Origin of the sequence: Haemophilus sp. C1 (assembly GCF_001276515.1) — a bacterium.
Classification (GTDB): Bacteria; Pseudomonadota; Gammaproteobacteria; order Enterobacterales; family Pasteurellaceae; genus Haemophilus.
Window position 1 is genome coordinate 1 of record NZ_LDVZ01000030.1, and the last position, 12,624, is coordinate 12,624.

General features: G+C 38.7%; 11 protein-coding genes. 10 read left to right on the forward strand and 1 reads right to left on the reverse strand.

What is annotated here, in order from left to right; translation table 11 throughout:
* The 6 genes from ABW51_RS08750 to ABW51_RS08775 form a co-directional block, all read left to right on the forward strand.
* On the forward strand, positions 1–3,061 hold a 3,061-nt coding region (locus ABW51_RS08750), incomplete at its 5' end, for a TonB-dependent receptor domain-containing protein (protein ID WP_053466435.1).
* A 177-nt stretch (positions 3,062–3,238) separates the two neighbouring features.
* Complete coding sequence (locus ABW51_RS08755) at positions 3,239–5,155, forward strand: ABC transporter ATP-binding protein (RefSeq protein WP_053466436.1); 1,917 nt, start codon at positions 3,239–3,241, stop codon at positions 5,153–5,155.
* A 9-nt stretch (positions 5,156–5,164) separates the two neighbouring features.
* On the forward strand, positions 5,165–5,713 hold the full coding sequence (locus ABW51_RS08760) for a DNA topoisomerase family protein (RefSeq protein ID WP_053466437.1): 549 nt from the start codon (positions 5,165–5,167) through the stop codon (positions 5,711–5,713).
* A gap of 15 nt (positions 5,714–5,728) precedes the next feature.
* Positions 5,729–6,280: a Sua5/YciO/YrdC/YwlC family protein gene (locus ABW51_RS08765; protein WP_053466438.1), complete on the forward strand. Its 552-nt coding sequence runs from the start codon at positions 5,729–5,731 to the stop codon at positions 6,278–6,280.
* Between the two features lie 3 nt (positions 6,281–6,283).
* Entirely contained in the window at positions 6,284–7,102 is an 819-nt protein-coding gene (gene aroE, locus ABW51_RS08770; protein ID WP_053466439.1) for a shikimate dehydrogenase, read from the forward strand.
* The gene (locus tag ABW51_RS08775; protein WP_053466440.1) at positions 7,099–7,656 is read left to right on the forward strand and encodes a DNA-3-methyladenine glycosylase I; all 558 of its coding nucleotides are present in this window, start codon (positions 7,099–7,101) and stop codon (positions 7,654–7,656) included. Before aroE ends, ABW51_RS08775 begins: the two co-directional genes overlap by 4 nt.
* On the opposite strand, the gene ABW51_RS08780 is transcribed toward ABW51_RS08775, so the two are convergent.
* Positions 7,653–8,417, reverse strand: coding sequence for a glycosyltransferase family 2 protein (locus tag ABW51_RS08780; RefSeq protein WP_053466441.1), 765 nt, complete (start codon positions 8,415–8,417; stop codon positions 7,653–7,655). The genes ABW51_RS08775 and ABW51_RS08780 overlap by 4 nt on opposite strands.
* 62 nt (positions 8,418–8,479) lie before the next feature.
* Here ABW51_RS08780 and waaA point away from each other — a divergent pair, with 62 nt between their 5' ends.
* From waaA to rep, 4 genes are read left to right on the forward strand one after another with little or no spacing between them, the layout of a single operon-like run.
* Positions 8,480–9,763 (forward strand): lipid IV(A) 3-deoxy-D-manno-octulosonic acid transferase, encoded by a 1,284-nt coding sequence (gene waaA / locus ABW51_RS08785; protein WP_053466442.1) that lies wholly within the window; start codon positions 8,480–8,482, stop codon positions 9,761–9,763.
* Positions 9,760–10,230 carry a pantetheine-phosphate adenylyltransferase gene (gene coaD / locus ABW51_RS08790; protein ID WP_050949057.1) on the forward strand — a complete coding sequence of 157 codons (471 nt, stop codon included), beginning with the start codon at positions 9,760–9,762 and terminating at the stop codon, positions 10,228–10,230. Before waaA ends, coaD begins: the two co-directional genes overlap by 4 nt.
* Positions 10,227–10,439: a YceK/YidQ family lipoprotein gene (locus tag ABW51_RS08795; protein ID WP_053466443.1), complete on the forward strand. Its 213-nt coding sequence runs from the start codon at positions 10,227–10,229 to the stop codon at positions 10,437–10,439. The genes coaD and ABW51_RS08795 overlap by 4 nt, the downstream gene beginning before the upstream one ends.
* A gap of 5 nt (positions 10,440–10,444) precedes the next feature.
* Complete coding sequence (rep, locus tag ABW51_RS08800) at positions 10,445–12,457, forward strand: DNA helicase Rep (protein ID WP_053466444.1); 2,013 nt, start codon at positions 10,445–10,447, stop codon at positions 12,455–12,457.
* Positions 12,458–12,624: the final 167 nt, after the last annotated feature.

The window sequence follows — 12,624 nt, forward strand, 5'->3', positions numbered from 1 at the left end:
ACCAACCAACCAACCAACCAACCAAAATAGTAATGTTTCTGAACAACTAGAACAAATTAATGTTTCAGATTCATCAGAAAATATTAATATCAAAGAGAAAAAAGTCGGGGAAACCCAAATTACTGCTAAGAAGCTTTCCAAGCAACAGGCTTCCGATTCTCGAGATTTAGTACGTTATGAAACTGGTATTAGTGTTGTTGAAACAGGAAGAACAGGATCAAGCGGTTATGCTGTTCGAGGAGTTGATGAAAACCGTGTGGGTATTATGGTTGATGGACTTCGTCAAGCTGAAACCTTAAGCTCTCAAGGATTTAAGGAGTTATTTGAGGGTTATGGAAATTTTAATAATACACGTAATAGTGTAGAAATTGAAAATGTAAAACAGGCAACAATTACAAAAGGTTCTGATTCGATTAAGGCTGGTAGTGGTGCTTTAGGTGGCTCAGTGATGTTTGAAACAAAAGATGCTCGGGATTATTTATTGGATAAAAATTATTATTTTTCCTTTAAACGTGGCTATCAAACAATGAATAATCAAAACCTTAATGCACTTACCTTCGCAGGACGTTATAAAAAATTTGATATTTTAGTCGTTGATACAAAACGTGATGGACATGAAATAGAAAACTACGATTATAAAATTTATCCCAATAAAAAGGCTGATTTAAGTGCGGTTGGTCCTACACGTGAAAAAGCCGATCCTTATCAAATTACCCGACAAAGTACTTTAATAAAATTGGGCTTTCAGCCTAATGAAAACCATCGCTTGAGTGTGGCATTAGATGATTCCACTTTAGAAACAAAGGGTATGGATTTGTCTTATGTTTTTAGACCATGCAAGGATACATCATGCGCGGAAACACACGGTGAGCGAGTTATTAATGATCAATCCAAACGAAAAAATATTCAATTTAGTTATGAAAATTTCAGTCAAACCCCTTTTTGGGATCATATTAAACTAAGTTATTCCTCACAAAATATTACTAATAAAGCACGTTCGGATGAATATTGTCATCAATCGACTTGTACTGGTGTAAGTAATCCACAAGGGTTAAAGTTAGTGGAAAAGAACGGCGTTTATAGCATTGTCGATAAAAACGGTGGTGAATTTACAAGCGTAGAGGATGACTATGGCTGGGATCGTAAATATAAGAATAATAAGAATGAAGATGTTGATAGTGATATAGATTCACAAGGCGGTTCACTTGATTCTGTATTAATTAATTGTGAGAAATTAAATTGTAAGGACAAAAAATTTAGGGTTTTTGTTGAAAAAGATGAAAATTGGAATGACAAATATAAGTATGAAGACCGAGATATTATCATTAAAACTTTAAATGGCAAAAAATATGGGGAAATTCCACTAAAAAAGGGAGAAGCAATGTGGGAGGGTGGACCTCTAAAAGAAGAATCCGCACGTTTTTTATTCCCAAAAAGCTCTGGATACAGCACCGACTTCTATAATGATCGCGATTTAAATACACATACCAAACAAATTAAACTCGATCTTGATAAAGAGTTTAATCTATGGAGCACTCAACACAGTTTAAAATATGGTGGTTTTTATGAAAAAACACTAAAAAATATGGTCAATAACGAAGGCTATACCGCTGCAAATGTGCAATGGTGGGCTGACTATTTTTTCTGTAATAAAACTGTGGACGGCACATACCCTATTGAACATAAGCCAGCACCTGATTATAGTGCACATAGATGTGCTTTAATGAATTATGAAAACTACAAGTACACTTATTTAATCCCTATTACCACTAAAAATAATGTGTTGTATTTTGGAGATAATGTGCAACTTACCTCTTGGCTAGGGCTAGATTTAAATTATCGCTATGACCATGTGAAATATTTGCCTGGTTATGATGAAAAAACTCCCGTTCCAGGTGGCTTAATTGCAGGAATATTTGTACCTTTTGATGAAAAAGATGTCGTTTATGGCACGTATGTTCCTGTAGGATATAACGATTGTCGCTATAACACTGTTTGTTATACAAATAATATGAAAAAAAATCTTGCACTGCTATTACGCAAAACAACCTATAAACATCATTCTTATAATATTGGTTTGAATCTAGATCCCACTGATTGGCTTCGCGTGCAGCTTAAATATGCTAATGCTTTCCGTGCGCCAACCTCTGATGAAATTTATATGACATTCAAGCATCCAGATTTTTCCATAGGTCCAAATACCAATTTAAAAGCAGAAACATCAAAAACGAAAGAAGTTGCATTTACCTTTTATAAGGAAAATAGTTATCTTACGTTAAGTGCGTTTCAAAGTGATTATCGTAATTTTATTGATTTGGTCTTTGAAAAAAATAAACAAATTGAGAAAGGTTCTACAATAGAATATCCGTTTTATCAAAACCAAAATCGAGATCAAGCAAGAGTCAGAGGTATCGAAATTGCTTCACGTCTTGAAATGGGGGATTTGTTTGAAAATCTACAAGGTTTCCATTTAGGTTATAAATTCACCTATCAAAAAGGAAGAATTAAAGATAACAAATTACGTTCTGGGTATGCTGAATTTTTGAAACTAAATCCGCAATATACTGCTATTGCTTCACAAGATCAGCCTATGAATGCATTGCAACCTACCACATCGGTATATAACATTGGCTATGATGCACCAAGCCAAAAATGGGGCATGGATGTGTATATCACCGATATTGCAGCTAAAAAAGAAAAAGATACATTTAATTCACAATGGACGAGCATGGTTGCCAGAAAAGAAAATATTTATGGCAATGAACACGATATACCTGCTACAAAAGTGAACGGCAAAGAGGTAAAAGACTCTAGAGGATTATGGCGCAATAAGCATTACACTGTGATAGATGCCATTGCTTATTGGAAACCAATTAAAAACCTTACATTTACAGCTGGTGTTTATAATTTAACAAATCAAAAATATCTTACTTGGGACTCTGCCCGTTCTATTCGTCATATAGGCACGATTAACCGAGTAGAAACAGCAACAGGTAAAGGCTTAAACCGCTTTTATGCACCAGGCAGAAACTATAGAATGTCAGTTCAGTTTGAGTTCTAATCATATCTAAAACCAAAAGTGCGGTAAAAAATTTACCGCACTTTTTCATTATGCACAATACGGATAACACGTATTCCAATACAATCCCCTCAATTAATTCAAGTATAAATAAAAACAAATTTTGTATATTTTAAATAATATTGCAAAATAGCCTCAAATTAAGACCTATGTAGAAAAATGATTATATTTAGTAACTTATCCTTAAAACGAGGGCAAACGGAGCTTCTCGAAAATGCTTCAGCTACGATTAATCCTAAGCAAAAAGTCGGCTTGGTGGGGAAAAATGGTTGTGGAAAATCTTCGCTTTTTGCCTTATTGAAAAAAGAATTAATGCCAGAGGGTGGCGAGGTAAATTATCCAGCAAATTGGCGGGTATCTTGGGTGAATCAAGAAACACCCGCATTGGATATTTCTGCGATTGATTATGTGATCCAAGGGGATCGTGAATATTGCCGTTTGCAACGAGAGCTTAATCAGGCAAATGAACGCAATGACGGTAACGCCATTGCGCGCATTCATGGGCAATTAGAAACCTTGGATGCGTGGACAATTCAATCTCGTGCAGCTTCCTTATTACATGGTTTAGGATTCAGTCAAGAAGAAACAAACCAGCCAGTGAAAGCCTTTTCGGGCGGTTGGCGTATGCGTTTAAATTTGGCGCAGGCATTGCTTTGTCCGTCAGATTTATTGTTACTTGATGAACCGACGAACCATTTGGATTTGGATGCGGTTATTTGGTTGGAGCGTTGGCTAGTGCAATATCAAGGTACCTTGGTATTAATTTCTCACGACCGTGATTTTCTCGACCCGATTGTGACAAAAATCCTCCATATCGAAAATCAGAAGCTCAACGAATATACGGGCGATTATTCTTCCTTTGAAGTGCAACGGGCAACCAAGCTGGCACAACAAACAGCCATGTATCGTCAGCAACAGCAAAAGATTTCCCATTTACAAAAATATATTGATCGCTTTAAAGCCAAAGCCACCAAAGCCAAACAAGCACAAAGCCGCATGAAAGCCTTAGAGCGTATGGAACTGATTGCACCTGCTTATGTGGATAATCCTTTTACCTTTGAATTTCGTCCGCCGCAATCTTTGCCAAATCCCTTAGTGATGATTGAGCAGGCGAGTGCAGGTTATGGTTGCGGAGAAAGTGCGGTAGAAATTTTAAGTAAAATTAAACTGAATTTGGTGCCAGGTTCGCGGATTGGTTTGCTCGGAAAAAATGGTGCGGGAAAATCAACCTTAATTAAATTATTAGCGGGAGAACTGACCGCACTTTCAGGCACGGTACAGTTGGCAAAAGGTGTGCAACTCGGCTATTTTGCCCAGCATCAATTAGATACTTTGCGCGCAGACGAATCCGCCCTGTGGCATATGCAAAAACTCGCTCCCGAGCAAACGGAGCAACAAGTTCGAGATTATTTGGGCAGTTTTGCGTTCCACGGCGATAAAGTAAATCAAGCAGTAAAATCTTTTTCTGGAGGAGAAAAAGCTCGCTTGGTGTTGGCTTTGATTGTTTGGCAACGACCGAATTTGTTATTACTTGATGAACCGACTAACCATTTGGATTTGGATATGCGTCAAGCATTAACCGAAGCGTTGGTGGATTACGAAGGTTCTTTGGTGGTGGTGTCTCACGATCGTCATTTATTACGCAATACCGTGGAAGAATTTTATTTGGTTCACGATAAAAAAGTGGAAGAATTTAAAGGCGATTTAGAAGACTATCAAAAATGGTTGAGTGAACAAAACAGCACGCTTGAAAATAAAGCCTCAGAAAAAGTTAGCGATAATGAAAATTCAGTTCAAAATCGTAAGGAACAAAAACGCCGTGAAGCAGAGTTACGCCAACAAACTGCGCCATTGCGTAAAAAAATCACGCAATTAGAAGAAAAAATGAATAAATTTTCTTCTGAGCTTGCGAGCATAGAAAATCAACTGGTTGATGCCGAATTATATAATGCCGAAAATAAAGAAAAATTGACCGCACTTTTGGCTCAACAAGTGGATGTGAAGAAAGCATTAGATGATGTAGAAACGGAATGGATGACCGCACAGGAAGAATTGGAAGAAATGCTGCAAGCATAAGGACAGATTATGAATCAAAGCCTTTTTCATCATAGCAAACAACAGGAATATTGCCCTCAATGTGGTGCGCCTTTACAAATTAAACAAGGCAAAAAAGGGCTGTTTTTAGGTTGCTCTGCTTATCCTGAATGTGATTATTTGCGTCCATTGCAACGATCGGAGCATAAAGTATTAAAAACACTTGATGAAATTTGCCCGAAGTGCAGTAATTTATTGCAGTTGAAACAAGGCAGTTTTGGGATGTTTATTGGTTGTAGCCATTATCCTGAATGCGATTTTGTGGTGCGGGAAGAATCTGAATCTGAGGAAAAAATTGCTTGTCCTGAATGTAAAACTGGGCATTTGATTTCTCGTCGAGGTCGCCAAGGAAAAATTTTTTACGGCTGTGATAATTTCCCTAAATGTAAATTTTCTTTGTCTGCCAAGCCTTATACCGTGCCTTGCCCAACCTGCCATTTTCCACTTTCCTTGTTAAAAAGCGACAATGTAGAGAGAAATGGAGAGAAACAAGTCTTCCAGTGTGCAAATAAAACTTGCCGTCATATTTTTGAGCAATAAAAGTAAAAGAGTGAAATGAATAGAGAACAAATTGCCGAGGCCCTTCGACAAAATCAAGTGGTTGCTTATCCCACTGAAGCTGTATTTGGTTTGGGCTGTAATCCGCAAAGTGAAAGTGCGGTAAAAAAATTACTCGATTTAAAGCAACGTCCAGTGGAAAAAGGGTTGATTTTAGTGGCGCCTAGCTTGGATTTTCTCCGTCTTTTTGTCGATTTTGAACAGATTAACGATGAACAGCTTTCTCGCCTGCAAGGTAAATATGAACGCCCAACGACTTGGATTGTGCCAGCTAAATCCACCACTCCGCATTTTCTCACAGGAATATTTGATAGCATTGCAATACGTTTGTGCGATCACCCATCTGTGAAAGCCTTGTGTGAACTCACGGGTTTTGCATTAACTTCGACTAGCGCCAATCTGACTGGTGAGCCACCTTGCCGCACCGCCGATGAAGTGCGGTTACAATTTGGTGCGGATTTTCCAGTATTAGATGAACTTGTGGGAGATGCGCGTAATCCATCGGAAATTCGAGACTTATGCACCAATCAACTTTTTAGACAGGGATAATTTATGGATCTTTATGCTGTGTGGGGGAATCCGATTGCGCAAAGTAAATCGCCATTAATTCAAAATAAGTTAGCAGAGCAAACGCATCAAGCCATAGAATACATTGCAAAATTAGGCGATCTTGATGCTTTTGAACAACAGCTTTTGGCATTTTTCGATGAGGGTGCGAAAGGTTGTAATATTACTTCGCCTTTTAAAGAACGAGCTTATCAGCTGGCAGATGAATATAGCCAACGAGCAAAACTGGCGGAAGCCTGTAATACTCTCAAAAAACTTGATGATGGAAAACTTTATGCAGATAACACCGATGGGATTGGCTTAGTGACGGATTTGCAACGTTTAAATTGGCTTCATCCAAATCAACGCATATTAATTCTAGGAGCAGGCGGAGCGACAAAAGGCGTATTATTGCCACTTTTACAAGCTCAACAAAATATTGTCCTTGCCAACCGCACTTTTTCCAAAGCCAAAGAATTAGCTGAAAGATTTCAGCCTTACGGCAATATTCAAGCCGCCTCAATGGATTCTATTCCGCTACAAACTTATGATTTGGTGATTAATGCGACTTCAGCTGGATTAAGTGGTGTAACAGCTCCAGTTGATGCTGAAATTTTAAAATTGGGCTCGGCTTTTTATGATATGCAATATGCGAAAGGCATAGACACGCCATTTATCGCATTATGCAAAAGTTTGGGTTTAACCAATGTTAGCGATGGCTTTGGAATGTTAGTCGCGCAAGCAGCACATTCTTTCCATTTATGGCGAGGCGTAATGCCAGATTTTGTCGCCGTTTATGAGCAGCTTAAAAAGGAGATGTTATGACTACTCGATGCCCTTGGGTTGGTGAACAACCTATTTATATTGATTATCATGACAAGGAATGGGGAAAGCCTGAATTCGACAACCAAAAGCTATTTGAAAAAATTTGTTTGGAAGGGCAGCAAGCGGGGCTTTCGTGGATTACGGTTTTGAAAAAACGTGAATCTTACCGTGTAGCCTTTCATCAATTTGATCCCCAAAAAATCGCGAAAATGACCGCACTTGATATTGATGATTGTATGAAAAATGTAGGATTAATTCGCCATCGAGCCAAGTTAGAGGCCATTGTCAAAAATGCGAAAGCTTATTTGGCGATGGAAAAGTGCGGTGAAGATTTCAGTGATTTTATTTGGTCATTTGTGAATCATAAACCGATTGTCAATGATGTGCCTGATTTGCGAACTGTACCTGCTAAAACAGAAGCATCTAAAGCTCTTTCTAAAGCCTTAAAAAAACGTGGTTTCGTCTTTGTTGGCGAAACCACGTGCTATGCGTTTATGCAGTCTATGGGACTGGTGGACGATCATTTAAATGATTGTCCTTGCAAAACTCGCTAGTGTTTATGCTGATCGCGCTCCCATAAATCGGCGTATTTTACAAAGGTTGAATGTGCCGATAACACTGCTAATAAAAATCCTTGTTTGCCGTCTAAAAAACCCGCTTTTAACAAATACATCTTCACAAAACAACCGAGCGCGTGCGTGATTCCTTGCCAAAGTGTGGCTTTTTTTCCTTTAGCTTGGCGTTGGTCTGCCCATGCTTTGGCATAACCTGCGGATTTCACTAGATAATGATGAATGCTTTTATAAGTGAAATGTTCTAAATCACCTGTCAATTTTTCTACTTTTGTCCCAGCTGGAAATTCAACTTTTTCATGTACAAGTGAGTCGTTATATTGCGCATAGTTTGTGCGATAGAGGCGAACCACATAATCGGGATACCAGCCTGAATGGCGAATTTCACGCCCAAATACTTCACTAACTCGTGGAATTTCATAAACGGTATTTTCTCGATCATTTTTAACCGCACTTAAGATAGCCTGTTGCAGCTTTGGCGTAACGCGTTCATCTGCATCTAACCAGAGTACATAATCGCTGGTTACATATTGTTGGGCTAATTGGCGTTGTTTACCAAAGCCCGGCCAGTTGCTATTTTCATAGAATTTCGCCCCATAATTGAGCGCAATTTCTTTAGTGTTATCTGTGCTACCGGAATCTAAAATGATAATTTCATCCACCCAATCTTTCACGGTGTCTAAGCAATTGGCGAGGTCTTGTGCTTCATTTTTTACAATCATCGCAACGCTAATTGTAGGCATATTTTCAATCCTTTTTTTGCTATACTAGCCGAAATTTTTTCAAGTATAACCGAATTTCATTTATGTGGCGTTTTTTTTATACCAGCTTGCTTTTAATTTGCCAGCCGTTGATATTGTTTTTTATTGGCTTGCTCAGTGTTAAATCTCCACGTTATCGTCAGCGTTTGGCTGAACGTTATGGTTTTTATGGCAATGCGTCTTGCCCACCACCACAAGGGATCTTTATCCACGCAGCCTCCGTTGGAGAAGTGATTGCTGCGACACCGCTGGTTCGTCAATTGCAACAAGATTATCCGCATTTATCCATTACTTTTACAACTTTTACTCCCACAGGTTCAGAACGCGTAAAAGCCACTTTTGGAAACAGCGTTTTTCATTATTATCTCCCCTTTGATTTGCCTTTTTCGATCCATCGTTTTATTAATTTTGTACAACCTAAATTATGTATCGTGATGGAAACAGAACTTTGGCCTAATCTTATTCATCAATTATTTTTACGCAATATCCCATTTGTCATCGCTAATGCTCGTTTATCCGCACGTTCTGCACATCGTTACGGAAAAATAAAAGCGCGCTTACAAACAATGTGGTCGCAAATTAGCTTGATTGCAGCACAAGATCATATTAGCGGAAAACGCTATGCCACTTTGGGATATCCAAAGGAAAAATTGAATATCACGGGCAATATTAAATATGATCTCTCGATCACTGATGAATTACGTGAAAAGATTGATGATTTACGATCTCTTTGGGTAAAAAATCGTCCGATTTGGATTGCAGCCAGTACGCATAACGGAGAAGATGAAATCATTTTAAAATCTCACCGCACTTTGTTAGCAAAATACCCAAATTTATTGTTATTGCTCGTTCCACGCCATCCAGAGCGTTTTAATGTGGTGGCTGATTTACTTAAAAAGGAAAAATTTCAATTTATTCGTCGCTCCACAAATGAATTACCAAATGAAAATACCCAAGTGATTTTGGGTGATAGCATGGGCGAACTGATGTTGATGTATGGCATTTCCGATATTGCTTTTGTGGGGGGAAGCCTTGTGAAACATGGGGGGCATAATCCACTGGAACCTCTTGCATTTAAAATGCCAGTGATTACTGGCAAGCATACTTTCAATTTCCCCGAGATATTTCGAATGCTGGTAGAAGTACAAGGTGTGTTGGAAGTTAATTCAACCGCAGATGCTTTGGAACGTGCGGTAGAAGCCTTATTAAATTCAAAAGAGGCTAGCGAACGTTTAGGCAATGCTGGCTATGAAGTGCTGATGGAAAACCGTGGTGCATTACAGCGTTTGTTAGATTTATTAAAACCTTATTTGGAGCGTAATGTATGACGAGCGTGATTTATCCTGGCACTTTTGACCCGATTACAAACGGTCATTTAGACATTATTGAAAGAAGTGCGGTAATTTTTCCTCGTGTTTTAGTGGCGGTGGCAAATAGTCCAAGCAAAAAAACGCTATTTTCTTTGGAGGAACGCGTAGAACTTGTTCGTCAATCTGTTGCACATTTATCCAATGTGGAAGTGTTTGGCTTTTCTGATTTGTTGGCAAATGTGATTAAACAGCACAATATTTCTGCCATTATTCGCGGCGTACGCACAACAACAGATTTTGAATATGAACTGCAATTGGCGGCACTGAATCGTTTACTCACAAAAGGCACAGATAGTCTGTTTTTCCCACCAGTAGAAAAATGGGCGTTTGTTTCTTCCACTATTGTGCGTGAAATTTATTTGCATGGCGGAGATGTGGCGGAGTTAGTTCCTGTGCCCGTGTTTAATGCGTTAAAAGCTCGATGATAAAAATCTTTGTTTTTTTAACCGCACTTATCGCTTTATCTGGTTGTGGTTCTGTGGTCAAACTTATCGATCCAACAGAAAAATATACCGCCTATGCAGGGGCTGCTTATGATCTTGAAATGGCGCAACAATGGGGATTGCCAGTCTTAGATTTGCCTCTCTCATTTTTATTAGACACCGTATTACTGCCCTATGCGTGGGCTCAATAATTCTTATGAAACTCAATCCTCAACAACAACAAGCCGTTGAATATGTGACAGGCCCTTGTCTTGTGCTTGCTGGCGCAGGCTCTGGCAAAACTCGCGTAATCATTAATAAAATCGCCCATTTAATTGAAAAGTGCGGGTATTCTCCGAAACAAATTGCCGCTGTTACTTTTACGAATAAAGCCGCACGCGAGATGAAAGAGCGTGTGGCACATTCCATTGGCAAAGAACAATCCAAAGGCTTGCTCGTTTCCACTTTTCATACGCTCGGTTTTGACATTATTAAGCGTGAATATAAAGCGTTGGGCTTTAAATCAAATATGACCTTGTTTGATGAACATGATCAATTTGCGTTGTTAAAAGAGCTAACCTCTGATGTGTTAAAAGAAGATAAGGATTTATTGCGTGAGTTAATTTCAGTGATCTCTAACTGGAAGAATGATTTGATTTCGCCAAAACAGGCGTTTGCGTTGGCGCGTGATGCTAAATATCAAACTTTCGCAAAATGTTATGAGTGTTATGCCACACAAATTCGAGCTTACAATGCCCTTGATTTTGATGATTTAATTATGCTGCCGACGTTGTTATTTAAGCAAAATGAAGAAGTGCGGTCAAAATGGCAGGCAAAAATTCGTTATTTGTTGGTGGATGAATATCAAGACACCAATACCAGTCAATATGAGCTGATTAAACTTTTAGTGGGGGATCGTGCCTGTTTCACTGTGGTGGGAGATGATGACCAATCTATTTATTCGTGGCGTGGCGCACGACCAGAAAATATGGTGCGTTTACGCGATGATTTCCCTCGTTTACAAGTGATTAAGCTAGAGCAAAATTACCGTTCAACCCAGCGTATTTTACATTGTGCTAATATCTTGATTGATAACAATGATCACGTGTTTGATAAGAAACTCTTTTCAACCATTGGAGAAGGGGAGAAATTGCTTGTTATCGAAGCAAAAAATGAAGAACACGAAGCAGAGCGGATTGTCGCAGAGTTGATCGCCCATCGTTTTAGCCGTAAAACCAAATATAAAGATTATGCGATTTTGTATCGAGGCAATCATCAATCCCGATTACTCGAAAAAGTACTGATGCAAAACCGTATTCCTTACAAAATTTCGGGCGGTACTTCTTTTTTCTCCCGAGCAGAAATCAAAGATATGATGGCGTATTTGCGCTTGGTGGTGAATCAAGATGATGACGCCGCATTCCTGCGTATTGTGAATACACCGAAGCGTGAAATTGGCACCGCGACGTTACAAAAACTTGGGGAGTTGGCTCAGGAAAAACACATCAGTTTATTTGAGGCTATTTTTGAATTTGAACTTATTCAACGCATCACGCCAAAAGCCTATGATTCATTGCAAAAATTTGGCCGTTGGATTGTCGAACTTAATGATGAAATTCAACGCTCTGAACCTGAACGTGCGGTACGTTCAATGTTATCCGCAATTCATTATGAAGAATATTTGTACGAATATGCAACAAGCCCTAAAGCGGCAGAAATGCAAAGTAAGAATGTCGCCACGCTATTTGATTGGGTTGCGGATATGTTAAAAGGCGATGAAACCAATGAACCGATGAACCTTAATCAAGTAGTAACCCGCCTAACATTACGGGATATGTTGGAGCGAGGCGAAGACGATGATGAGAGCGATCAAGTTCAACTGATGACATTGCATGCATCTAAAGGATTGGAATTTCCTTATGTTTATTTGATTGGTATGGAAGAGGGCATTTTGCCCCACCAAACTAGCATTGATGAAGACAACGTGGAAGAAGAACGCCGCTTGGCTTATGTGGGTATTACAAGAGCGCAAAAAGAACTTACTTTTTCCTTATGTCGTGAGCGCCGTCAATATGGTGAATTAGTTCGTCCTGAACCGAGCCGATTTTTAGCTGAATTACCCAATGATGATGTACTGTGGGAACGCGATAAACCAAAACTCACCACCGAGCAAAAACAAGAAAAAACACAAAATCAACTTGATAGATTGAGGGCAATTTTGAAAAGTTAATAAAATGACTTTTTAAATATAGATTAAAAGATGTAATTACAATTTTATCTCAATTGGTTTTTTATTACTTTGAGATAAGTTATATGGATTTATCATTAAGGATTACTCAAGCAAACGTTTACTTTTAATAAATAAGAAATAAATAGAGAAAAATGTGAGCTAAATGA

Excerpts from the sequence above, each read along its gene's own strand:
- ABW51_RS08775 (WP_053466440.1), top strand. The coding sequence starts at position 7,099 with ATGACTACTCGATGCCCTTGGGTTGGTGAACAACCTATTTATATTGAT.
- ABW51_RS08765 (WP_053466438.1), top strand. The coding sequence starts at position 5,729 with ATGAATAGAGAACAAATTGCCGAGGCCCTTCGACAAAATCAAGTGGTT.
- ABW51_RS08795 (WP_053466443.1), top strand. The coding sequence starts at position 10,227 with ATGATAAAAATCTTTGTTTTTTTAACCGCACTTATCGCTTTATCTGGT.
- aroE (WP_053466439.1), top strand. The coding sequence starts at position 6,284 with ATGGATCTTTATGCTGTGTGGGGGAATCCGATTGCGCAAAGTAAATCG.
- waaA (WP_053466442.1), top strand. The coding sequence starts at position 8,480 with ATGTGGCGTTTTTTTTATACCAGCTTGCTTTTAATTTGCCAGCCGTTG.
- rep (WP_053466444.1), top strand. The coding sequence starts at position 10,445 with ATGAAACTCAATCCTCAACAACAACAAGCCGTTGAATATGTGACAGGC.
- coaD (WP_050949057.1), top strand. The coding sequence starts at position 9,760 with ATGACGAGCGTGATTTATCCTGGCACTTTTGACCCGATTACAAACGGT.
- ABW51_RS08755 (WP_053466436.1), top strand. The coding sequence starts at position 3,239 with ATGATTATATTTAGTAACTTATCCTTAAAACGAGGGCAAACGGAGCTT.
- ABW51_RS08760 (WP_053466437.1), top strand. The coding sequence starts at position 5,165 with ATGAATCAAAGCCTTTTTCATCATAGCAAACAACAGGAATATTGCCCT.
- ABW51_RS08780 (WP_053466441.1), bottom strand. The coding sequence starts at position 8,417 with ATGCCTACAATTAGCGTTGCGATGATTGTAAAAAATGAAGCACAAGAC.